This is a genomic window from Archangium gephyra (assembly GCF_042230915.1).
Classification (GTDB): Bacteria; Myxococcota; Myxococcia; order Myxococcales; family Myxococcaceae; genus Archangium; species Archangium gephyra_B.
Window position 1 is genome coordinate 2,130,695 of sequence record NZ_CP102578.1, and the last position, 22,717, is coordinate 2,153,411.

Annotated in this window: 18 protein-coding genes; 6 read left to right on the plus strand and 12 right to left on the minus strand. The window is 71.6% G+C overall.

Annotated elements, in window-relative coordinates:
* Positions 1-245: 245 nt before the first annotated feature.
* A complete protein-coding gene (locus tag NR798_RS08460; RefSeq protein ID WP_375770925.1) occupies positions 246-1,052 on the plus strand; it encodes a tetratricopeptide repeat protein in 807 nt (268 codons plus the stop codon).
* 21 nt (positions 1,053-1,073) lie between these two features.
* A complete protein-coding gene (locus tag NR798_RS08465) occupies positions 1,074-2,648 on the plus strand; it encodes a DUF4388 domain-containing protein (protein ID WP_375770926.1) in 1,575 nt (524 codons plus the stop codon).
* 22 nt (positions 2,649-2,670) lie between these two features.
* On the opposite strand, the gene NR798_RS08470 is transcribed toward NR798_RS08465, so the two are convergent.
* From NR798_RS08470 to NR798_RS08485, 4 genes are all read right to left on the minus strand, one after another.
* Entirely contained in the window at positions 2,671-3,414 is a 744-nt protein-coding gene (locus NR798_RS08470) for an Imm52 family immunity protein (RefSeq protein ID WP_375770927.1), read from the minus strand.
* Positions 3,415-3,426: 12 nt separating this feature from the next.
* The gene (locus NR798_RS08475; protein ID WP_375770928.1) at positions 3,427-4,983 is read right to left on the minus strand and encodes a Tox-REase-5 domain-containing protein; all 1,557 of its coding nucleotides are present in this window, start codon (positions 4,981-4,983) and stop codon (positions 3,427-3,429) included.
* A gap of 319 nt (positions 4,984-5,302) precedes the next feature.
* Positions 5,303-7,378, minus strand: coding sequence for an MASE1 domain-containing protein (locus NR798_RS08480; RefSeq protein ID WP_375770929.1), 2,076 nt, complete (start codon positions 7,376-7,378; stop codon positions 5,303-5,305).
* Between the two features lie 155 nt (positions 7,379-7,533).
* Positions 7,534-7,965: a universal stress protein gene (locus NR798_RS08485; RefSeq protein ID WP_375770930.1), complete on the minus strand. Its 432-nt coding sequence runs from the start codon at positions 7,963-7,965 to the stop codon at positions 7,534-7,536.
* 219 nt (positions 7,966-8,184) lie between these two features.
* On the opposite strand from NR798_RS08485, the gene NR798_RS08490 reads away from it, so the two are divergent.
* Positions 8,185-9,303, plus strand: a complete 1,119-nt coding sequence (locus NR798_RS08490; protein ID WP_375770931.1) for an adenosylhomocysteinase — start codon at positions 8,185-8,187, stop codon at positions 9,301-9,303.
* 9 nt (positions 9,304-9,312) lie between these two features.
* On the opposite strand, the gene NR798_RS08495 is transcribed toward NR798_RS08490, so the two are convergent.
* Positions 9,313-10,512 carry an ABC transporter substrate-binding protein gene (locus NR798_RS08495; protein WP_375770932.1) on the minus strand — a complete coding sequence of 400 codons (1,200 nt, stop codon included), beginning with the start codon at positions 10,510-10,512 and terminating at the stop codon, positions 9,313-9,315.
* Positions 10,513-10,651: 139 nt separating this feature from the next.
* On the opposite strand from NR798_RS08495, the gene NR798_RS08500 reads away from it, so the two are divergent.
* Positions 10,652-10,933, plus strand: a complete 282-nt coding sequence (locus tag NR798_RS08500) for a hypothetical protein (protein WP_375770933.1) — start codon at positions 10,652-10,654, stop codon at positions 10,931-10,933.
* 63 nt (positions 10,934-10,996) lie between these two features.
* On the plus strand, positions 10,997-11,614 hold the full coding sequence (locus tag NR798_RS08505) for a TIGR02265 family protein (protein ID WP_375770934.1): 618 nt from the start codon (positions 10,997-10,999) through the stop codon (positions 11,612-11,614).
* Between the two features lie 12 nt (positions 11,615-11,626).
* Here the strand turns inward: NR798_RS08505 and NR798_RS08510 are convergent, their stop codons facing one another.
* The gene (locus tag NR798_RS08510) at positions 11,627-12,628 is read right to left on the minus strand and encodes a class I SAM-dependent methyltransferase (protein WP_375770935.1); all 1,002 of its coding nucleotides are present in this window, start codon (positions 12,626-12,628) and stop codon (positions 11,627-11,629) included.
* 351 nt (positions 12,629-12,979) lie between these two features.
* Between NR798_RS08510 and NR798_RS08515 the strand changes: the two genes are divergently transcribed.
* Positions 12,980-14,329, plus strand: coding sequence for an FAD-binding oxidoreductase (locus NR798_RS08515; protein ID WP_375770936.1), 1,350 nt, complete (start codon positions 12,980-12,982; stop codon positions 14,327-14,329).
* Here NR798_RS08515 and NR798_RS08520 read toward each other — a convergent pair.
* The 6 genes from NR798_RS08520 to NR798_RS08545 form a co-directional block, all read right to left on the minus strand.
* The gene (locus NR798_RS08520) at positions 14,310-17,441 is read right to left on the minus strand and encodes a type 2 lanthipeptide synthetase LanM family protein (protein ID WP_375770937.1); all 3,132 of its coding nucleotides are present in this window, start codon (positions 17,439-17,441) and stop codon (positions 14,310-14,312) included. The two genes, NR798_RS08515 and NR798_RS08520, sit on opposite strands and share 20 nt — an antisense overlap.
* A gap of 16 nt (positions 17,442-17,457) precedes the next feature.
* Positions 17,458-18,543: a hypothetical protein gene (locus NR798_RS08525; RefSeq protein ID WP_375770938.1), complete on the minus strand. Its 1,086-nt coding sequence runs from the start codon at positions 18,541-18,543 to the stop codon at positions 17,458-17,460.
* Positions 18,544-18,571: 28 nt separating this feature from the next.
* Complete coding sequence (locus tag NR798_RS08530; RefSeq protein WP_375770939.1) at positions 18,572-20,800, minus strand: peptidase domain-containing ABC transporter; 2,229 nt, start codon at positions 20,798-20,800, stop codon at positions 18,572-18,574.
* The gene (locus NR798_RS08535; protein WP_375770940.1) at positions 20,787-21,014 is read right to left on the minus strand and encodes a hypothetical protein; all 228 of its coding nucleotides are present in this window, start codon (positions 21,012-21,014) and stop codon (positions 20,787-20,789) included. Before NR798_RS08535 ends, NR798_RS08530 begins: the two co-directional genes overlap by 14 nt.
* Positions 21,015-21,153: 139 nt before the next feature.
* Positions 21,154-21,354 (minus strand): mersacidin/lichenicidin family type 2 lantibiotic, encoded by a 201-nt coding sequence (locus tag NR798_RS08540; RefSeq protein WP_375770941.1) that lies wholly within the window; start codon positions 21,352-21,354, stop codon positions 21,154-21,156.
* 128 nt (positions 21,355-21,482) lie between these two features.
* Entirely contained in the window at positions 21,483-22,700 is a 1,218-nt protein-coding gene (locus NR798_RS08545; RefSeq protein WP_375770942.1) for a glycosyltransferase, read from the minus strand.
* Between the last annotated feature and the right edge of the window lie 17 nt (positions 22,701-22,717).

The following is a 22,717-nucleotide window of genomic DNA, read 5'->3' on the forward strand; positions in this document are numbered from 1 at the left end:
CCTGTGCAAAGCCGGAGCCATCGGTCCACCGGGTGTTGACCATATGTCAGTTCGATTCCCGACCGCGAATTTCAGGCTTGCCGCCTGCCTGGCCCCCCTCGGGAGGCTGTTGCAACTGCAAAGAGGTGGCGGGGGGTCGGGCTCGCTCGCGGAGAGGGCGGGGGAGCGTGGCGGAACGCCCCTGTGGCGAAACGCCACGCCACACCCGTGGGGCGGCGCGCGCCCACCTGATATGAGCACCGCCCATGAGCATGAGCTGGCTCCTTTGGATGGTGCTGTCCGCGCTGACGGGCAGCCCGGTGCTGTCCGCCCTGGCGGTGCTGGGCTTCATCATCGTGGCGGACCGCTACACGGTGGGGATTCTCCCCAGCCCCCTGAGGGCGATCGGCCGGTGGCAGCGCGCCTCGGCGCTGCAGCGGCTGCTGCACTCCAACCCGCATGACCGGCGGGCGCGCTACGAGCTGGCCGACCTGTGGGTGCGGCGGGGGAAGTACGCGGCGGCGGTGGAGGTGCTCAAGCCCAACCTGGAGGCGGGCGACGACGACGTGGGGACGCTGTTCCTGCTCGGGGTGGCGTACCTGGGAGCGGGGGACGCGAAGCGGGGCGAGCTGCTGCTGGACGAGGCGGCGAAGTCCGAGCCGGGCTACCAGCTGGGGGCGGTGGACCTGGAGCGCGGGCGCTTCCGGCTGGCGCGCGGGGACACGAAGGGCGCCATCGAGGCCCTGAATCGCCTGCGCGAGGCCCGGCAGGGGACGGTGGAGGGGCGGGTGCTGCTGGCCCAGGCGTTGGACAAGAGCGGCCGGGACGCGGACGCGGCGCTGATGCGCGAGGAGGCCTGGAAGGAGTACGTGGCCGCCCCCCGCTTCCAGCGCCGGCGTGAGCGGCTGTGGGCCTGGCGGGCGCGTCCCAGCCGGCCCCTGGCCTACGGGGCGGCGCTGGTGGTGGTGCTCGCCCTCGGCTACTCCGTGGTGAGCCGGGTGACGGCCCCCGAGCCCTCGCCGGACGGCTACGGCTACTACGACGACCCGGGCATGGCGGCCGACAACGAGTAACCCTGCTAAGCTGAGAGTTCCATGTTTTCCACCCCCGCCCAGGTCCTGAGGCAGCGCGAGGGGGCGCTCGCCGAGACTCCATTCCCCCTGCTGCTGCACGCGCTGGCCATCGAGGAGCGCACGTGCACGCTAGAGCTGAAGGTGCGCCAGCGCGAGAAGCGCATCACCTTCGAGGACGGCGCGCCGGTGGCGTGCTCCAGCAACCTGCTGCACGAGACGCTGGGCAAGTTCCTGGTGGAGAAGGGCAAGCTCTCGGAGACGGACTACCAGAAGGCGCTCACGGAGAGCGTCCAGACGGAGGTGCCCATCGGGGGGCTGCTGGTGCAGAAGGGGCTCATCAGCCCGTTCGACCTGTACAAGCAGATGCAGGCGAACATGGCGATGAAGCTCCTGGACTGCTTCCGGTGGACGGACGCGCGCTTCCGGCTCATCGCGGACATCGAGCCGCCGGACACCAGCGTGCGGATGAACACGGCGCAGCTCATCCTCACGGGCATCGCCACGATGATGCCCTTCGACGAGGTGGCCACGCACTTCACCTTCACGGATGACCGGCGCTTCGCGCAGGTGCCGGGGGTGGAGGGGCCGAGGCTGTCCTCGAAGGACGCGCGGCTCTTCCAGGCACTGCGCTTCCGGCCCACCTTCCCGGAGCTGCAGCAGCGCTCGGGGCTGGACACGGACTCGGCGCTGCGGCGGCTGTATGCCTTCTGCCTGCTGGGACTGGCGGACTTCGCGGAGGAGGTGGACAAGCGTCCGGCGCCCGCGCCCTCGGCGGTGGCCGCGGCGCCCATGCCGGGCCCGGCGCTGACGCCGCTGCCGGGGACGCTCGAGACGGTGGACCCGGCCGCCCTGCTGCCTCCGGCGGCCACGGGCCTGCCGTTCTCGGACGAGGACGAGGCGGTGAAGAACGCGCTGCTCAGCGCCTTCATGTCGCACCGCAGCCAGGATCCGTTCGATCTGCTGGGAGTGCCGGAGGACGTGCAGCCGGTGGCGCTGCGCAAGGCGTTCCTGGCGCTGTCGGACAAGTTCTCGCCGCTGCGCTTCCAGACGGCGGACCTGAAGGAGAAGGCGGAGGGGCTGCTGGTGGGGTACGCGAGGGCGTACGGGGCGCTGTCGGAGGCGGAGCAGGCGGCGCTGTGGCGCAAGCGGCGGGCGGCGGCGCGGGAGAAGAAGGTGGGGACGGGGCGGCCGTCGGCGGCGGAGCAGTTCCGCATCCGGACGGATCTGCTGGACGCGAGCACCCAATACGAGGAGGCGCGCAAGCGGCTGAAGGCGGAGAACTACGCGGGCGCCTTCGAGTACTTCGAGTACGCGTGCGACATCGACCCCAAGCCGCTGTACCGGGCGTACCGGGCGTGGGCGCGCTACCTGATGAAGCCGGAGGCGCACGGGAAGCTGGCGCTGCAGGAGCTCCTGGAGGTGGTGAAGCAGGAGCCCGGGTGCGAGGAGGCCTGGTACTTCACCGGCGAGGTGTCGCGCGGCGAGGCGCAGTGGGCGCAGGCCGAGGATGCCTACCGCAAGGCCTTCAAGCTCAACCCGAAGAACCGGCAGTACGTGGACCTCATCCAGGACACGATGAAGCGCGTGAAGCGCTGAAGAGCGGGGGCCCCAGCGCGTGTCACTCGCTGGCGGGCGCGGGTTCCGGACTTTCGATGAAGCCGGCCCGGTCGAGCAGCTCGCGCACGCGGGCGGTGAGGGCCACGTGCTCGGGGTTGGCCGCCGTCATGGGCTCGGGGGAGAGCACGAGGAGCCAGCCCAGCGCCCCCACCGGCTCGATGCGCACGGGCGCGGGCAGCGGCGGCAGCCGGCCCAGACGGCGCGACAGGTACGTCAGCCACCCCACCCGTCGCTCCCACTTCCGTTTCTTGATGAGGTCCACCATTTCAGTCGAGGTGACGAGGGCGTAGTCGGGGTCCCACGCCGTGGCCATGCACGTGAGCACCTCGGCCAGCACGGGCGCGCGCAGCAGCCGCTCCCGCACCACGCCCTGCCTGGGGGGGGTGAGCAGACACAGATTGGGCCCTCCCCACGGTGAGTATTTGCCACAGGAGAGGTGGAGATCCGTGGCCTCCTTGTTGGCGTTCCACACCATCTGGCGGAAGCCCAGATCCTCGATGACCTCCTTGCCGACGTCGGTGCGGTTCCTTCCCTTGAGGAGGAAGGACTCCAGCTCCTTCAGCTCCGGGTGGAGGGGCCAGCCCGGCAGCTCGCGGGGGGCTCCACGGCCCGCCCGGTACCACTGGGTGAATGCCGGGTCACAGCGCGCCAGCATGTGGAAGAAGAGCTCCGCGCGCCGTGCACACTCCAGCGCCGTTTCCTTGCGCGGGCCCCAGTACGACCCGACATAGTAGTCCTCGTACATGCGTGCGCCTTTCTACTGCACGGGCCGCGTGTGGTGCACCGTGATGTTCTTCCAGTTGTTTTTCTCGAAGAGCTCACGAAGGAACTTCGCCACGTTGGCATCGGCGACATGCCAGCTCACCGGCAGTCCCAGCTCTTGGGCCGCCTTCGACTGATTCTCGGCCTGCTTCATCAGCTCGTTGAACTTGCCGGATTTCCTGAACCAGGTCTTGGGCGTGCCGGTGGCCTCGAAGAAGGAGCAGTAGCCGGGGCCCTTGGCCTCCAGCAGTTCCCCCAGCTTGAAGCCGTCGAACTCCAGCCTCCCCACCAGGTACACCCACCAGGCGGGCCGTCCCGTCACCTGCTCCTGGTAGTCCAGGGAGCGCTTGGAGCCGGTGGTGGGCTTCTTGTACGTCCACCTTCCGGGACCCTTCGCCGGAGCCGTCTGGGAGGCCTTTCCCGCCTTGCCGCTCGCGCCGCCGGTGTGGCCCCGGCCCTTGCCCGCCATGTGGAGGATGGAGAGGGCGCCCAGGTCCATCGTCGTGCCCGCCGCCACCACGGCTCCGCCCAGCACCAGCTCGCCCTCGGCCGTGACGGACAGCACCGGCAGCTCCGCCCCCAATCCGCCCAGGCGTCCCACGGTGGCTTTCGCCCCTCCGAGCAGCAGGAGGAGGTGCGTGGACAGGCGCGCCGCCTCGCGTATCTGGTCCTCGCGCGACATGGCGCCGTAGCGCGCGAAGTACTCGGGTGAGGAGGCGATGAGGTGGGCCACCGTGGTGGGCAACTGTCCCAGGTCCTCCAGCGTGCGGATGGGGTGGAGCACGGTGTGCGCCAGCGCCAGCGCCATCTCCGCCAGGGCCTGCTGGCCTCCGTCGAGCGCGGCGTTGAGCGCGTCCCTGCCCAGGCCCAGCTCCGCCAGGGGCGGGCCGTCCGCGCGCCGCAGCGCCTCGGTGGCCGGGTAGAAGATGCCCCCGTGTGAGACGTAGAAGCTGCCCACCACCAAGCGCCCCACGTGCCACTCGCCCTCCACCAGCTCCAGGGGGCCCAGGCGCTGAAGCGGCGTCCCGTCGAGCGCCGTCACCAGGTAGCCGTCCGGGCGCACCAGCACCAGCGGCGCGAAGCGCTCGGCGCGCCACTTCAAGTCGGCGTACTCCACGCGCTCGCCGCCCTTGAGCACCTCGCCCAGCAGCCAGCACAGCGCCCGGCGCGGGGCGAAGCTGTGCTGCGTCACGGGCGTCCTGGTCAGTTGCTTCAGGAGTTGGCGCGCCTGCTCCACGTAGAGCGCCGCGCCCGCCGGGTGCCGGGCCTCCTCCCCGAGGCCGCTGGCCTCCTGCACCCCCTGGAAGAAGTCCCGCGTCTGCTCGGGAAAGCCCCCCGCCGCACCCGGCGTTTCTCCAAAAGGAGGCGTGGCCGCGCTCGGCCCGGGTCCGGAGGCGTCACGGCGGAAGGTGGGCCGTGAGTGGAGCCCGAAGCCGCTCGTCAGGCTCATGCGCGGAGGGGCCGTGGCGCACCCTCCGAGGAGCACCGCCAGGGCCAGCGCCAGGAGCAGCGGCCCACCCGAGGGGAGCGCACCAACGACACGAGTGGACACGCATCACCTCCCCAGCCGCGGGGGTTGAACACAGAAGCCCTGGACTTCAGGGACACCGCGCGGGGACGGTCAAGCCACAAGGTAGGCAACGGGCTGGGCCACCCGCCAAATAGGGAGCCCGCAGCGGATGCTCGCGCCGGCGCGCCAGCGGCTTCGGTGGTAAGTGGTTACCAGTGATGTGCGGCATTTCCTCGCCTCACTGGTAAGCGGTTACCACGCAGGAGCCCGGTGCCGAGGAACAGGGCCGCGTGATGGTGGAGGTGCCCGCCTCGGGAGAGTGAGGAGCCAGCCCAGCGTCCCCCACCGTGAAGCGCTGAGCTCACGCCGGGGCGGGGTGCTCCACCGCCTCCCCGGCCACGGGCTGCCGCCCCAGCGGGAGCTGCAGCACGAAGGTGGAGCCCTCCCCGGGGCGGCTCTCCACGTGGATGCTCCCGCCATGGGACTCGGCGACCTGCCGGGTGAGGAAGAGCCCCAGGCCCAGCCCTCCGTACCTGCGGGACGACACCGCCCGCTCGAAGCGCTCGAAGATGCGCTCCAGCGCCTCGGGAGGGATGCCGATGCCGTGGTCCCTCACCGCGATGCGCGCCATGCCTTCCTTGGCGGAGACGTGGAGCTCGATGGGGTGCCCGGCCCCGAACTTGAGCGCGTTCGTCAGCAGGTTGATGAGCGCCTGCTCGATGCGGCCCCGGTCCCACCAGGCGATGAGGCCCGGCTCGGCCTCCCACCGCAGCGCGCTGCCGGCCCGCGTGGCCTCCTCGTCGAAGGCGTCCAGCACCTGCTCCACCAGCCCGGAGACGTCCACCGCTTCCCGGTGCAGCTCCAGCCGGCCGGTGGTGATGCGTCCCACGTCCAGCAGCCGCTCGACGAGCTGGCTCAGCCGCTCGAGCTGGCGGGACGTCGCGTGGACCTTCTCGCGCGCGGCCTCGGAGGCCCGCTCCCGGCGCAGCAGCGCGTGGAGGCTGTGCATGCGCAGCGTGAGCGCCGTCAGCGGCGTGCGCAGCTCGTGGGCGGCGATGGCGATGAACTCGTTGCGGGCCTCGATGGCTTGTTGCGCCTCCGCGTACAGCCGTGCGCTCTCCAGGGCCATGCTGCAGCGGTAGGCCAGCTCGCCGGCCAGGGAGAGCTCCGACACTTCCGCGCAGTGGGCCCGCTCGTCGCTCATGAGCACGAGCGCCCCCTGAACGGTCCCCCGGACCCAGAGCGGCGCCAGGATGACGGTGCCCTCCCGGTTGCCCCAGCGCCTCGCGGTGGTGGGCAGGGGCGGCAGGTACCCGCGCAGGCGCGCCTCCCGCTCGGAGCTCCATCCCGCCTGCGCCACCCGCTCCAACAGCCCGTTCTCACCCACCAGCCACACCGCGCAGCCCGAGCACGTCCTCGGGACGACGAGGTCCGCCACACGCGGAAAGGTCTCCCGGACGTCCAGCGACGCCGCGAGCGCCGTGCCTGTCTCCACCAGCAGTTGATGGAGCTCCTCCGTCCGCCACCGCTCGGAGACCACCGCCGCCAGCGACAGCGCCGTCAGGCCGAGGATCGCCAGGAAGACCTGGAGGGTGAACACCTTCTCCGGCAGCGAGGCGGCCAGGGCGGCGAAGGGTCCCCGCCCGAGGAGGGTCTGCCAGAGCGCGACGGAGGCCACCACCACCGAGGTGCTCGCCGCGCCCAGGGGCCCCATCCGCAGCGCCCCCCAGAGGATGAACGAGAAGCTGACGTAGACGAGCGAGGCCCGGAGCCCCTCGGGCGCGGGATGGCCGAAGATGACGAGCGCGCCCACCGCTGTCAGGGCGAGCATCACCCCGAACTCCACATGGCGGTGGACCCGCCTGGGGCGGAAGGTCGAGGGCGTCCAGGTCAACAGCAGCGGCGCGACGAGGATCGTCCCCAGCCCGTCACTCAGCCACCAGTTCACCCAGTCCGCCCAGAAGGAGGCCGGCTCGTGCGAGAAGGTGTAGCCCAGGGAGCCGAGCGTGGCGCTCACCAGGGGGCTCACCAGCCCTCCGAAGAGCAGCAGCCCGGCGATCTCCCAGCGGCGGGTGAGCCGGATGTCGGTGCCCACGAAGCGGCGGATCAGCCATGCGCCCACCAGGGGGCGCAGGCAGTTGGCCAGGCCCCACAGGCTGGAGGCCCAGAGGGGGATGGGGAAGTCCTGGAGGTGCACCGAGACGAGCTCGGCCAGGAAGATGGCGGCCGTCAGGGCGGGCCAGCCCCGAGGCCGGGTGCGCAGCAGGAGGGCCAGCGCGAGCCCGCTCGGCAGCCAGAGCACCGCGCTGGGGTGGGGCGGGAAGACGAACTGGTTGGAGAACCACCCCGTCACGAAGAACGCCACCCCGAGCCCGAGGGCGCGGAGCCACGTCTCGTTCCGGAACGAAGCCCGGTGGGCTGTCTTGGAAGGTTCCATCCTGCCCCCACCGGAAGGCTATGCCCCACTTCCCGGGTGAACTTCTCGCGAGCGGGTGGAGAGGCCCGCTCGCTTGGAGATGGGCCTGTCCAGGGAGCGCCCGGTCAGGCCCGTGTGCCGCGGGGCTTTTGTGCGCTCAGGGCTGGGGACGTGTCTCAGTGCACCACGGTGACAGGGCGTCCCGCGTGTTGAACGACGCGGTCGCTCACGGAGCCGAGCAACCACTTGCCGCCAGGGTTGAGGCCGCGGGCGCCGATGACGATGTGGTCGGCGCCGAGCTTGTCGGCCATGGTGACGATGGTGTCGGCGGGGCGGCCGATCTCCACGACCTTCTCCACCTGGGCCTTGGGAAGGTCGGCGGCGACCTCGTCGAGCATGCGCCGGACGGCCTCCATCTCCTCGGGGGTGCGCTGGGAGCCGGAGATGAGCTCCGAGTCGAGGAAGCCGAGGGAGAGCATGCGGGGCGGCTCGAGCACGAAGAGGAGGGTGATGCGCGAGCCGATCTGCTGCGCGAGGTCATGGGCGAAGCGCGCGGCCTTGCGAGAGGTGTCCGAGCCATCGATGGCGACGAGGATGTGGTGGATCACGTCCGCTCCTCCGGGAACGAATGGAGGCGATGGCCCCCATACCGTCAGGGTGGGGCGGGGAGCGTCAGGGGCAAGCCATGGGCCGTTCCCACTGTTGACGAGAGGGAAGGTGCCCGCCCGGATGCCTGGTATGCGGTAGAAGGCCCCCCTTCCTCTGGGAGAGGGTGGCGGTGAGGGTTTTCAGGCTCTTCCGGGAGGAGAGCGGGCAGGGAGGCGTACGTGGACACATTTGCGCGGGACCTGGAGTGGACGAAGCTGCAGATGCCGCTGACGCGCCGGTGGTGCGAGGCGCTGCCGAAGCTGGAGGGCGTGCGGCTCGCGTGCTCGATGCACCTGGACCTCAAGATGGTGCCGGCGGTGGAGGCGCTGCTGGGGAAGGGGGCGGCGGTGTTCCTGGCGACGTGCAACCCCACGACGGTGCGCGACGAGGTGGTCGAGCACCTGCGCGGGCGCGGGGCCGTGGCGCACGCGTGGAAGAACATGCCCGCGGACGAGTCCGCGTCGGCGATCGACAGGGCGCTGGCCTGGGAGCCGACGCACCTGTGCGAGGTGGGCGGGGAGCTGTCGCTGGCCATCCACGCGCGGGGGCTGGAGACGCGGGTGAAGGCGGGGCTGGAGGCGACGGGCTCGGGCATCGCTCGGCTGCGGCCGCTGGCGCTGCGCTACCCGGTGTTCAACTGGGACGACCTGCCCATCAAGGAGGGGCTGCACAACCGCTGGCTGGTGGGGCTGTCCACGTGGCAGTCCTTCTGCGAGCGCACGAAGCTGACGCTGCACGGCAAGCGGGTGCTGGTGGTGGGCTACGGCCTGGTGGGGCAGGGCGTGGCGGACGTGGCGCGGGCCTTTGGCGGGACGGTGCAGGTGGTGGAGAAGGACCCCGCGCGGCTGCTGGAGGCGCGCTACGCGGGGTGGGAAGCGGGGACGATGATGACCCCGGAGCTCCTCGCGCGCACGGACGTCATCGTCACGGCCACGGGCGTGGCGGGCGTCCTCGGCGCGGAGGAGGTGAAGTACCTGAAGACGGGGTGCTTCCTGCTCAACGTGGGGCACCTGCCGGACGAGATCGACGTGAAGGCGCTCGGGGCGAGGCGGGAGATCATCCCCCACGTGGAGGAGACGCGGCCGCACGGCAGGCCCGTCTACCTGTTCGCCGGAGGCTCGATGGCGAACCTTACGGCGGGGTGGGGGGACAGCCTGAACGCCTTCGACGTCACCCTGGCCACGATGGTGGCGGGGCTCGGCTTCATCTGCACCCGGGGGAGCGAGGGGAAGCCGGGGCTGCACCCGCTCCCCCGCCCGGTCTGGGCGGAGGTGGCCGCGGCGGCGGCCGGAGTCTGAGGCGGGGCGCTACGGCTTCACGATGGTGACGAACGTCGTCTTTCCGCCCTCGACCTTGAGAATCACCGCCTGCTTCACCGCGTCGCGGTTCTTGTCGAGGTTGATGGTGCCGGCGACGCCAGGGAAGTCCTTGGTGGCGGCGATCGCATCGCGGATGGCCGCGCCCGACAGGTCCGGCGCGCGCTTCATCGCGTCGATGGCGAGCCACGCGGCGTCATAGGCCAGGGCCGCCACGCTGTCCGGTACGGCGCCATGGGCCGCCTTGTACTTCTTGATGAACTCCTGGACCTTCGCATCCGGGTTATCCACCGAGTAGTGGTTGGAGTAGTAGCTGCCGTCGAGCGCGGTGCCGCCCAGCTCGAAGAGCTTGTCGGACTCCCAGCCATCGCCGCCGAGCAGCGGCACCATCAGGCCCAGCTCGCGCGCCTGGCGGGCGATGATGCCCACGTCCGTGTAGTAGCCGGGCACGAAGATGGCCTCCGGCTTCAGCTGCTTGAGGGCGGTGAGCTGCGCGCGGAAGTCCGTGTCGCCCTTGGAGTAGCTCTCGTTGCCCACGAGGTTGCCGCCCATCTCGGAGAACTTCCGGCTGAACACGTCCGTGAGCCCCACCGAGTACGCGCTCTTGTTGTCCTGCAGCACCGCCACCCGGTTGAGCTTCAGGTGGTCGCGGGCGAACTTCGCCATCACGTAGCCCTGGAAGGGGTCGATGAAGCAGACGCGGAAGATGTAGTCGCCCTTGCGGGTGACCGCGGGGTTGGTGGACGAGGGGGTGATCATCGGCACCCCGGCCGCCTGGGCCTTGTCCGCCATGGCCATGGAGTTGGTGGAGGCGGCCTCGCCCAGGATGACGGCCACCTTGTCCTGGGTGATGAGACGCGTGGCGGCCTGGGCCGCCTCCTCGGGCTTGCCCTGGCTGTCGTAGACGCGCACCTCCAGCTGCTTGCCCTTCACCCCGCCCGCGGCGTTGGCCTCGGCGATGGCCATGGCGATGCCGTTGCGCGCGGAGACGCCGAAGGTGGCCTCGCTGCCGGTGAGGCTGCCTACCTGGCCCAGGAGAATGGTGTCCGTGTTCGCCGGGGGGGCCCCGGTGGAGGCCGCGGCCGGAGCGGGGGCGGGCTCGGAAGAGGGCGCGGGCGGGGCCTTCTTCTCACAAGCGGCCACCAGCACGGTGAGCGCGGCGAGCAGCAGTGGGGCGGCGGAACGGCGCATGCGTACTTCCTCCACGAATGAAGTCGCCCGCCTTCTAGCCCACTCCCGCCGTGCTGGCGCGTCCTCTCCCCCCGTGAGCACGTTGACACCCGGTGACGGGCCGATTTTCCTTCCGCGGTCATCCAGGAGGGTGCCGGGAATGCCGCTTCGAGAGTGGATGTGGAGGCTCGTCGCGCTGAGCGCGGTGGGCATGGGGTTGGCGGCCTGCACGCCGGGGGACTCCTCCCTGGCGTGCTCCGGGCCCGACGATTGTCTCGAGTCCGAGGTCTGCCATCCGGACGACCGGGTGTGCGTGCAGCTCTGTACCACCCGGGCGGACTGCCCCCCCAAGGCCCTGAGTTGCGATGCGCTGAGCGGGGCGGAGCCCCAGCGCGTCTGCAAGTGCCCGACAAAGGAGTGTGTGGGCGACAGGGTACCGTAGCCCCCAAGGGGGTACACTCCCAGGTGGACGGCGCGCATCTCCGAGAACGCTTGGGGCCGACGAATGAGCGATGAGACGGGTAGGGGCCGGGACCCCTCCTACGACGCGGAGAAGGACCTGGGGAGCCGGATGCTCCTGGCGACGCCGGAGTACACCACGCGCGGCATCCTGTTCGTGGCCACGCTGACGACCGTCCGGGAGCTCGGTGGCGAGGAGATGGTGAAGCTCTGCCAGCAGGCGAGCGGGGAGACGGAGTTCGTCGACTTCTTCAACTACCCCACCCGGGCCCTGCTGCAGATGCTGGACACCGCGGCGCGGTTGCTGAGCGTCCGGTACGGCGGTTACGGGGAGGTCCTGTGGCAGATCGGCAAGCGGACCGCCGAGCTCTACATGACCTCGGTGGTGGGCCGCTCCGCGCAACTGGTGTCCGCGACGGACCCCATGCGCCTGGTGCGCACCCTGGAGGAGCTCTACAAGGTGTCCATGGCCTACTGCTCGCCCACGGTGGTCTGGAAGGGGCCCAGGCGGGGCATCCTCTCCGTCCAGCGCACCTTCACGCCGCTCCCGTTTCACGAGGGGGGAGCGGTCACCATCGGCTTCATCCTGGGGCTGAAGAACGTGGCGGCGCACGCGCGGGCCACCGGGCCGCTCAGCCTGGACCTGGAGCTGTCCTGGGAGTGAGCGCGCGCGCCCTCAGCGGCGGAGCAGCTCGAGGTAGATGAGGTTCTCGGTCTCGTCCCGGAAGAGCTCCTGGCGGCGGAGCTGCCCCCGGGGAATGTCGCTCGTCCAGGCCGCCACCTCGTTCTCCTCGCGGTAGATGAGCCACCAGTCCATGCAGGCCTCCATGTACGCCTTGAAGGCGGAGTCCTTGTGCGGGTCGGCGTAGTTGGCCAGCAGCAGCCGGCCGCCGGGGCGCAGCATGGAGAAGAGCTGCGCCGTCAGGCGGATGGCGATGGGTTGCGGCAGGTAGTCGTAGAGCCCGGACGCGTAGACGAGGTCCATGTCATCGAAGCGCAACTGGTTGCGCAGGATGTCCTTCACCGAGCCGGCCACCGGCGTGATGCCCAGGTGCCCGAGCTCGCTGTCGATCACTCCCAGGCTCCGCAGGTCCTGGTCGAGCGCCAGGAACTCCCCCACCTGCCGCTGCTGCACGGCGAGCGAGCGCCGGGACTCTCGCAGGTGGCCGCACGCCACGGAGAGGACCCGGGCGTCGGCCCGCTCCCCGGACACCCGGTCGATGTAGCGCGCCAGGTAGTCCCTGCGGCCCCGGAGCGAGGCGGTGCTGCGCTGCGCACAGAGGAAGCGGTTGATGCCGGTGCCAATGGACGTGGTGCCGAGGCGCTCGGGCGCGAGGTCCTCGTAGACGAAGTCGAGCATCACCGCGTCCCCCGCGTAGTGGCGCGGCTTCTCGAAGCCCCGGCGGGTGAACGGCTCCTGGCGGACGAGGGAATGAACCGGGTGGGGGCGGCACGTGTCGATGCAGAAGCGCCGCCAGTCCTCGGGGACGAGCGTGGCGCGCGCGTGCCCCAGGGCGGAGAGCAGGGTGTGCATGCCTCGCGAGATGTCGCCGCCCAGGAGCTGCGCATGGGCCAGGTCCAATCCCTGCGTCACGGGGGCGCGCCACTCCGACGCCCAACCCTCCGTCACGTTCTGCTCGTGCGAGTTGCCCTTCACCTGTTGCTCGTGTGCCTGCATGTCGACTCTCGTTGGCTCGCCCCCCTCTCCCCCCAGTCACGGCTCGCTTCTCCCGGGGTTCCGTTTGTGTGGGCTGATGCCCACGTTGAGTAAAATGGCTTGGGACGGTCCGCCTCTTCCTCGAAAAATATCCCCTGCTTGCTGCCCTGGCGGGACGTTGACCCCCGGGGAATCAACGAGCGCCGCTCCCGCTCAGAGCACCTTGCTCGCCACGGCGTCGAAGAGCAGGTTGGGCACCCACTTCGCCACTTCGACGGCCCGGGCCATGGGCCAGGGGAAGCCCACGTGATGCCGCGGCTCCGGAGGCGGCCAGCAGCGGCGGCTCCATGTGTTGGGTAGAATCGCCCGCACATGTCCTCCACCCGATCCCTGGCCGACTCCCTCCGCGAAGGTGTGAGCTGTCCCGTCCTCACCGACGACAGTGCGCTCGAGCGCTACAGCTTCGACTTCGGGAACATGCGTCCGAAGCGGCCCCAGGTGGTGGTCCGCGCCCGGTGCGAGGAGGACGTGGTGCACACGCTGCGGGTGGCGCGGGCCCTCGGGGTTCCGGTCAGCTCCCGGGGCTCGGGGCACTCCATCGGCGGGCAGTGCCTGTCCGAGGGCATCGTGCTCGCCCACGACGCGGAGGCGGGCGAGGCGCGCATGTTGGAGGACGGCTGCGTCGAGGCCACCTGCCGCAGCCGCTGGAAGCGCGTGGAGCGCACCCTGTCCGCCGCGGGGCGGATGTTCCCCCTCTACACCAACCAGCTCCGCACGTCGGTGGGCGGGACGCTGTCGGTGGGCGGCTACGGCGTCCGCTCCTTCGTGGCGGGCGCGCAGGTGGACCACGTGGAGCGGGCCCGGCTCATCCTGCCGGATGGACAGGCGGTGTGGTGCTCGCGCGAGGAGAACGCCGAGCTGTTCCGCTACGCGCTCGCCGGCCTGGGCCAGGTGGGCGTGCTGGAGCGCGTGGTGCTGCGCGGCCTGCCGGAGCGGTCCTTCGCCCGGCTGCAGATGAACCGCCACCGCAACCTGCGCGAGATGGTGGACACGCTGGCGTGGACGGCCGACTGGAAGGGGCCCGCGCCGGAGCTCTTCTTCGCCGAGCACAAGGCCGGGAAGCTCTGGTCCATCTTCGGCTCCCTGCACGAGACGGAGGCGGCGGCCCAGGCCTCGGCCCACCCGGAGCCGCTCGTGCGCATGGAGCGCGAGCGCGTGCACATGGTGGTGAAGTCGGACGTGCTGCACAAGGGCGAGGACCAGGGCGAGGTCTTCGATCCCAACACGTGCCAGGTGATGGCCGACTACTGCCTCGACCTGGAGGGGCTGCGGCGGTTCGTGGCCTTCCTGGAGGCGGAGCCGTCGCGCTTCTGGCTGCCGGGCCTGGATCTGTTGCGCGTGCTCGGGCTCTCGCGGCCGGAGGACGGGGGCCGCTGGCCGTTCGAGCTGCGCGCGGCCTTCGGTGGGACGTCGCGCGTCTACGGAATCGGCCTGTACTACCAGGTCCGGCGCTCGGACCAGGCGGGGCTGGCGGCGGTGCGGGCCGCGCACCGTGCGTGCCTGGAGAAGTGCCTGGAGCTGGGCGGCCGTCCGTACCTCTACGGCTGGATGGAGCTGGACCGCGACGCGCGGCAGGCCGTGTACGGGCAGGACTACGCGCGGATGCGGACCCTGCGCCAGGAGCTGGATCCGCGCGGCCTGCTCAACCCCGAGGCCCTGTAACCGGCCCCTCCAGCGTCAGCACCGAGGGCACCTGCTCCGGCCGGGCCAGGCGGAGCAGGCCGTAGCCCGTTCCCGCCAGGCCGTGCAGCAGCCCCGGCATCTCCAGCCCGAAGGGGACGCCGCTCCGGCAGCCGTGCCGCTCGAGCGACTCCAGCACCAGGGCCGTGCGCCGCTCCAGCTCGCCGGCCCACCGCTCGCCACTGGGTGTCCCGTGCGCCTGCAGCAGGAGCTCCAGCGAGCCGAGGTCTCCGTGGCACAGCGAGTGGTCATGGCCGAAGCCGTGCGCCCGCACCGTCTCCAGGGCCGCTTCCAGCGCCTCGCGTGCGTCCGCCTCTCCGTGGTGCAGCGCGCGCAGCCGGGCCAGTCCCGCGCCGGAAGCGCCCTGGCACCAGGACGTCTCCTCCGGCCCGTAGTGCCGCTGCTTCCCAACGGCCAGCGCCTCGCGGGCCGCGGTGCGGAAGCGCTCCTCGCCGGTGAGGGTGGCGAGCTCCAGCAGCGCCAGCGCGGTGCCGTCCACGCCCCGGGCGAGGCCCGTCTCCGCCTGCGCATTGGGTGTGGCCAGCAGTGCCACCAGTCCTTCCCCGCAGCGGCGCGCCAGCTCCAGCATGCGAGGTGAGGAGGCGGCGCGGTGCAGGGCCACCAGGGCCAGCAGCGTTCCCGCGGTTCCGGACTGCAGCCCGTGCCGCGCCTCCGCGTCGAGGAGCGCGGGCAGGTGGTGGGCGGCGAGCTCCTCCGCCTTGCGCAGCAGCTCCTCCCGTCCCCAGCGCGACCCGAGCCGTGCCAGCACGTAGAGGAGGCCGCCCCAGCCGTCGAAGCCGCCCACGGCCGTGAGGGGCTCGCGCTCCTGCTCCAGCCGGTGCAGCACCATGGCCACGAGGCGCCGGGCGGCCTCGCCATGTCGGCCCGTTCCGGCCACCTGCTCCAGCGTGTCCAGGAAGAGGGCCACGCCCGGCAGTCCCGTGGCGAGGTCCAGCCCGAGAGGGCCCAGCACCCACCGCCGCTCTCGGCCCGGAGACAGCCCGTACGCGGCACCCTCCTCCGGCGCCAGCGGGACGAGCTTCAGCAGCCTGTCTCCCAGGGACACCGCCGCCGCGGTGAGCCGCTCGGGGGTTGCGGGAGCGGGCGCCTCGGCGAGCGGGTACGTGTTGCCCGGCGCATCCACGTCCGGCACGAGCGTGGCCATGGACGCGCGGATGAACCACGTCTGCCGCTCCAGGTCCTCCGGGCCGAACTGCTCCAGGCGCCGCCGCACGAGGGAGAGCCCGTCCTCGGCGAACACGCCGGGAATGTGCGAGTCGTCCGCGGCCCACACGTCGCGCGAGCCGGGGCGCGTGGTGAAGAGCGGAACGTCTCCCTGCTCCAGTGCCTCGCGCTCGGCGCGGACGATGGAGGGGATGAAGGGGAAGCGCTCGGTGTCCGTCCACAGCCGGTCGAGGAAGCGGTCCCGGTCCAGCGCGTCCCGCATCACGTCCGGGTGGAGGCTGTCCTCCAGCACCGAGGTGTAGAGCAGGGTGGGGCGCATCAGCACGCGCACCTCGTCCTCGCGCATGCGCCACAGGGGGCCGTCCTCGGCCAGCAGCGCGTCGCGCTCGGTGCGCAGCAGCTCGTACATGCGCGTGAAGCCGGCGAGCAGCGCGTCCGTCTGCGCGAGCGTGTCCACGTCGCGGCCCTGCAAGGTGGGGCGGTTGTGGCCCTCGGGCATCACCTGCCGCTTGCGCGCGATGTGCATCTCGTCCGTGCCGGAGCCCTCCAACCGGGGCACGGCGCGGGGGCTCACCTGGCCACCGATGGAGGCCAGGCCGCTGATGTCGATGCCGGCGGACTCGGCGTTGGCCCACACGCGCTGGGGCAGCATCCCCACGCGCAGCACTGACTCGAACATCTCCTGGCGGGCCTGCTGGACCGAGCCCTCGTCCACCACGGGCAGGTGCGGGTGCAGCAGCGACTCCAGGTCCACCAGCACCGGGTGCTCGCCCGAGGCGACGATGTTCTGGAAGTGGAAGTCGGTGGCCTCCAGCCCGTAGAGCAGGGCGAGGAACGCGCCCAGCCGCTGGTAGAAGCGCCCCACCTGCTCCTCCGTCTCGCAGGGGGCCGTCTCGGCGAACTCCATCCACCCGTAGTGGCCCCGGTCCATCACCCGCAGGCGCCGGAAGGGCGTGGGGTTGCCGCGGCGATCCACCCACGCCAGCAGCTCCTGGAAGTGCGTGTCGATGGCCAGCGAGCGCGGCTTGTAGACCACCTGCAGGCCGGACTCGAAGACGAGCATGCGCACGGAGCGGCCCCCGCGGTGGACGTCCCCCACGCCGCCGCGCACCTTGACGAGCTTGCCGGGCTCCTGCCCCGGGCTGAGGGCCTCGCGCAGCAGGGGCCAGTCCACGCACAGCCGCTCCATCAGCTCCAGCGACACGTCCACCCAGGTGTCCACCTGCTGGCCCAGGCGACGGGCCAGGACGGTGTACTCCTCGAAGAGGCCCCGCGCGGAGACGGGGTGCTTCAACCAGCGCACGAAGCTGGCGAAACGCTCCTGGGCGCTCGTCCCCTCCAGCCGCTCCTCGATGCGGGCCACGTTCAGCTCGAGCACCAGGGTGCGGCCGAGCAACTGCAGCAGCTCCGCGGGCAGCGGAGCGAAGAGGGTGGCCTCGGCGGTCTCGTGCGTGAAGGGAGCCTCGGGGTAGCGCTCGAGGAGCCCGCGCAGCCCGGCGCGCAGGCGCTCGAGTCCGTCATGGACGAGCGGTGCCACGGCGGCGAGGAAGCCATGGTCCGGCCGGCGGAGCACGCTCGGGGGCAGGGGCAGCGCCGGCAGGGGCTCCCCGTGACGGTCCAGGGTCCGGAGGAACGTCTTCAGTCCACGCGGCAGCTCACCGCTCCGGGCCTGTACCGCTTCGGGGGGCTCTCCCAGCAACTGGAGGAGGCGCGCCTGGGTGAGGCCATCGGTGGCGAGGCGGCGGGCGAAGAGCGCGTCCTGGTCCATCGGGGGCCGCGAGCGCCAGCGCTTCAGGCGCTTCTGGGCGAGCAAGTCATCCACTGGCGGCGCGGAGCCCTCGGGGAGGGTGGCGGCGCGCTCCAGCAGCGAGAGGGCCCGGTACCAGACAGACTCGGGAGAGGAGCTCATGGGGGGGTGTCCGGGTTCAGGCGGCGCTGGCGGAGGCGCGGCCCCAGAGGTGCTTGAGGCCCGGATAGGCCTTGGCCTCCAGGGGCGCACCCGGTTGGTAGACGACCTTCACGTGGTTGATGTAGCGCATGAAGAGGCTCAGCGTGTCGGGCCCCTGGGACTCGGCGCCCCGGACGAGGTTGGCCGGCCAGCGCTCGCGCTCGGCGCGGTGGTCGGACAGCCCCATCCACGCGAGCAGCGCGTCGCGCTTGTCCGGCCGGCACAGCCCGCGCTGCACGAGGTGCTCCAGCAGCGGCTTCCACCGCTCCTTGAAGCCGCCGAGCGTGAGGGCGTCCACGTAGCACTCCAGGCCCAGCTTGGGGAACACGCGCTCGCCCACGTCCAGGGCCAGGCAGATGCGGTCGGTGTGCGGGGCGAGCGAGGCCAGCAGCGCGTCCAGCTCGCCCGAGGGCCCGTCCCAGCCGATGTCGCGCAGGTAGGCGGTGAGGCCGGTGGTGGGGATGCCGCGCACGCACAGCCGCAGCGCGTCGATGGGGCGCGAGAGCATCATCCCCACCTGGTAGACGTTGCCGCCGGCGGGAAGGGCCTCGTAGGCGCGGCGCACGCTGGCGCGCAGGGAGGCGGGGCCGGGCTCGCCGCGCATCACCCCGGTGGCCAGGGCGACGAGCTCCAGCGGCTGCTCCAGTCCCTGCCGGGGCCCGAAGAAGATGGCCGGGGTGGGCGCGGTGGTGGGACGGCCGGCCACGTCGAACTCCAGCCAGAAGTCCTCCACGTTCGCGTGCAGCGCGTCCTCGGGGTTGGACCAGCGGGCGCAGAAGTCGAACACGCGGCGCCACACGGGGTTGTCCAGCAGCTCCGCGGGGGGCCGCACGTCCGGGTTGCGCCCGGCGAAGGCGGTGCGGGTGCCGTCATGCGTCTGCACGCGCACCAGGAAGTCCGCCTTGGCCTCGGGCTCTGCCAGGCGGCACTCGAAGCCGGAGCCGGTGCACGGGGGCAGGGCGCGCGCGATGGGGGCGATGTCCGCGAGGGACTCGGGGGAGACGAGCACGGAGGGCATGTGCGGCTCGCCCACCCGCAGGTAGTCCAGCATGGAGTACTTCATGGTGTGTCCTCCCGGTGTCTTCCGCGGCTCATCCCACCAACTGGCGCCGCGCGGCGGGCGCGGGGGCCTCCACCAGCTGTCCCCCCACCAGCGCGGCGTAGTGGCCGCCGAGCGCCAGCAGCTCGTCATGCGTGCCGCGCTCGACGATGGTGCCCTCGTGCAGCACGAGGATGAGGTCCGCGCTGCGCACGGTGCTCATCCGGTGGGCGATGACGACGCGGGTGCAGCGCAGCTCGTCCAGGTGCGCGTCCACCTGCCGCTCCGTCACCACGTCCAGGTGGCTGGTGGCCTCGTCCAGCAGCAGCACGGTGGGGCGCTGGCAGAGGGCGCGCGCCAGGGCCATGCGCTGGCGCTGGCCACCGGAGAAGTTGGTGCCCCCGGCCGTCACCTTCGTCTCGTAGCCCATGGGCAGGCGGGCCACCTCGTCGTGCATGGCCGCCAGCCGCGAGGCCTGCTGCACGTCTTCCAGGGAGGCTCCCTGGGTGTTGAAGGCGATGTTGTCCCGGATGGTGCCGGTGAAGAGGAAGGGCTCCTGCAGCACCGCGCCGAACTGCGCGCGCAGCGAGCGGTAGTCCAGCTCGCGCAGGGGCTCGCCGTCGTAGAGGATGTCGCCCTCGGTGGGCTCGTGCAGGCCGAGCAGCAGCGTGCCCAGCGTCGTCTTCCCGGAGCCGGTGCGCCCCACCAGGGCCACCTTCTGCCCGGGCTCGATGGTGAGGGAGACGTCGCGCAGCACCCAGGGGGAGTGGCGGTTGTAGCGGAAGCTCACGTGGCGCAGCTCCAGGCGCCCCGTCAGCTTGGGGGCCGGCCGCACCCGGGAGACGTCCTGCTCGGGCGGCGCGTCGAACACATCCACCAGGCGCTCCAGGTTGGCGCCCACGGACTGGAGCTGTTGCACGGTGGCCACCAGCGAGGCCAGGGGCAGCAGGCAGGCGGCGGCGAGGGCGTGCAGGCCGAGCATCGTGCCCAGCGACATCCCCCCGTTCATCACCATCCGCGCGCCCAGCCAGAGCAGCGCGAGCGGGCCCAGGGAGCGCAGCGTGAGCTGGGCCATGTCCAGCCCGGCCGCCAGGTGGCTGCGCCGCACGGAGATGTTGAGGTGGCGGGTGAAGACGTCGCCCCAGTGCTCCAGCGCGCGGGACTCGCCACCCGAGGCCTTCAACGTGGCGATGCCGGTGAGCGCCTCGGTGAGGTAGCCCTGCGCCTCGCCCTGGGTGGTGAGGAACTGCTGCATCAACGCGTGCCGCCGCGTGCTGGTGCCTATCACCAGCAGCACCTGGAGCAGGCCCAGTCCGGCCACGGCGATGCCGAAGGCCGGTGCGCGCGCCAGCAGCAGGGCCAGGTACACCAGCACCAGCCCGCCATCGAGCACCACCGTGAGCGCGCGGCCCGCCAGCGCCTCGCGGATGGCCACGTTGCTGGCCAGGCGCGCCATGAGGTCGCCCGTGGTGCGCTGTTGGAAGTAGCGCAGCGGCAGCGCCACCAGGTGCTCGAAGAGCCCGAGCATCATCCGCTGGTCCACCTGCGCGTAGAGGTACACCGTCAGCATCGAGCGCAGCCAGGCCGCCACGAGCTGGGTGAGCACCAGCACCCCAATGCCCATCCCCAGCAGGGTGAGCAGATCCGTGGACACCGACGGCAGCAGCCGGTCCACCACGAGCTGCGTGGCCAGCGGCAGCGCCAGCCCCAGCCCCTGCAGCACCAGGGACACGAGGAGCAGCTGCGTCAGCACGCCGCTCAGCAGCCGGGTGCCCACCAGCCTCGACAGGTGGGCGGGCCACGTCGGAGGCGCGGGGCGCCGGGGCTCGAAGCCGGGCCCGGGCTCGAAGGTGAGCACCACGCCGTTGCTGAGGCTCCGCGCGAAGCTTCCCGCGTCCAGGCGCCGCCGGCCCACCGCCGGGTCGACGATGTCCACCTTCGAGGGGGACCAGCGCTCCACCACCACGTAGTGGTTGTTGTTCCAGTAGGCGATGGCCGGCAGGGGCACCTGGCCGAAGTTCTCCGGCTTGATGGAGAAGGCCTTGCTGGTCAGCCCGTGCTGCCGGGCCGCCTCGAGAATCCTCCGGGCCGAGGTGCCATCCCGTCCCGAGTCGAACAGCTCCCGGCACTCATTCAGCGTGGTGCTGCGGCCGTGGTAGCTCAGGATCATCGCCACGCAGGCGGCGCTGCACTCGGTGGACGTCATCTGCAGGATGACGGGCACCCGGCGGCGGAAGAGGCTCCAGCGGGCCTTCGGCTTGGGCTTCTCACCGCCGCTCATGGGCCACCTCCTGCTTTGCCTGGAGCGCGAGCACCCCGTCCGCCAGGGACCAGGCCGTCAGCGCTCCCGCGGTGAGCACCAGTCCCAGCACGCACCACAGCAGGGCGAAACCCCGGGGCGAGACGAACCGCGGAAGCTCCAGCACGGCCTGCTCCCGCTTCGTGAGCCGGGCCGCCGACGGAGGGAGGGACGAGGGCGGGGGTGTCTCGGGCAAGGGCCAGTCCTCTCGCGATGGTGGGGTGCTTCCGACGGCAAAAAAAAGGGCGGGGCGTTCGAAGTCGCCCCGCCCGTAGCATCGTCCGTCCGCCGTGCCCGCCTCAAGGGGAGCCACCGGCCGACGGTTCGAGCCGTTGTTACTCGGCCGCCGCCTCGGCGGCGATGCAGCTGCACCAGTCGCAGCTGGCGGCGGCGTTACCTCCCACGAGCACGTCCAGGGCCTCGTCAGTGAGCTCCATCATGCCGGCCGGATTCTCCGGAATCATCTCCCGCTCGGTCTCGCTCAGCTCGTTGCGGAAATCCTCGTCCTTCCACGCACGGATGATCTTGTTCGACATGGCGGTGCTCCCTGTGGGGGTGAACTTCCAGCTCGGGGATGAGCTGTCCTTCACCACGAAATAAACAGTACTTTATATCCGTCATAACTGTCAAATGTGGGAGTCATTAAAATTCAGCGCAGGAGGTTTTACAGGGAAGAACCGTGACGCTGGAAAGGTCCGGGTTGGGTGCCCAGGCGCTCGAGGAGGTCGGCGGCGCGGGCCGGACCGTCGAAGGCGGCGAGGGCGCGCTGGAGGCGCTGGGCATGGGCGCGCGGCGCCGGATCTTCCAGGAGGGCGCGCACGGCCTCGCGAAGCCGGAGGGGCTCGGGGCCGGAGGAGGGCAGCGCGAGACGCAGGGCGGCCCCGGAGCGGACACAGGCGTCGGCCACGGCGGGGTACTCCAGGGCGAGGTGTTGGCCCTCGACGAGGAGCAGCAGCGCGGGGCACCCGTGGGTGAGCGCGCCCAGCGCCGCGGTGGAGGTGGGAGGGGAGAGGACGGCCCAGGCCCGCTCGAGCACGAAGGCCTCGGGCAGGTGGGGGCGCACGAGGAAGTGCGCGGGCGCGCTGGAGGCGGCGGAAGGCGGAGCGAGGGCGAGCACCCGGACGGGCTCGTCGCGCAGGGCCTCGACGAAGGCGGGCCAGGTGGCCGGAGGCAGGGTGGCCCCGCCGAGGCGGGCGAAGAGGACGGGGAGGCCGTTGGCGGCGGCCTCGTCCAGCCAGTCACGCAGCGCCGCGTCGGGCTCCTCGCGGGGCAGTCCGAGGCAGTCGCCCACCAGGTGCACACGTGACGGCAGCGAGTCCACGTCCGCTTCCAGCTCGGGCACGGTGCGCAGCAGCACCATGTCCCCGAGGAGCGAGGAGTCCTGGGGCGCCCGGTGCTCGGGAGGCAGGCCGCACGCCTGGCGCGCGGTGGCGTAGTGGGGCAGCAGCCCCTCGTAGAGCTCGACGGCGTGCGCGGTGAGGGCATCGCGCTGCCCGGGTGGCGGAGGCTCCGCGCGGGGGAAGATCCAGGCCATCTGTCCCAGCACGCCCAGCGGGAGGCGCTGGCGCTCGGCGGCCAGGGGCACCCCGAAGGCGAGCTGCTGGCCCACGAGCACGTCGGCCGGGAAGTGCTTCAGCGCGGACTCGATGTGCCGCACCTGCCGCACCATCTCCATGGGGAGCGCGCAGGTGCTCGTGTCGAAGCTCGGGCCGTCCGGCTCGCCGCGGGCGAGCCGCTCGAAGCCCTCGCGCCGCAGCAGGGGAGCGAGGGACGGGCCGGTGACGAAGGCCACGGTGTGCCCGCGCTCACGCAGCGCGCGGGCGATGGCGAGGGCCGCGTGGATGTCTCCCACGCGGTCCATGCAGCAGAAGAGGTAACGCAAGGGCTCCTCCTGGCCGG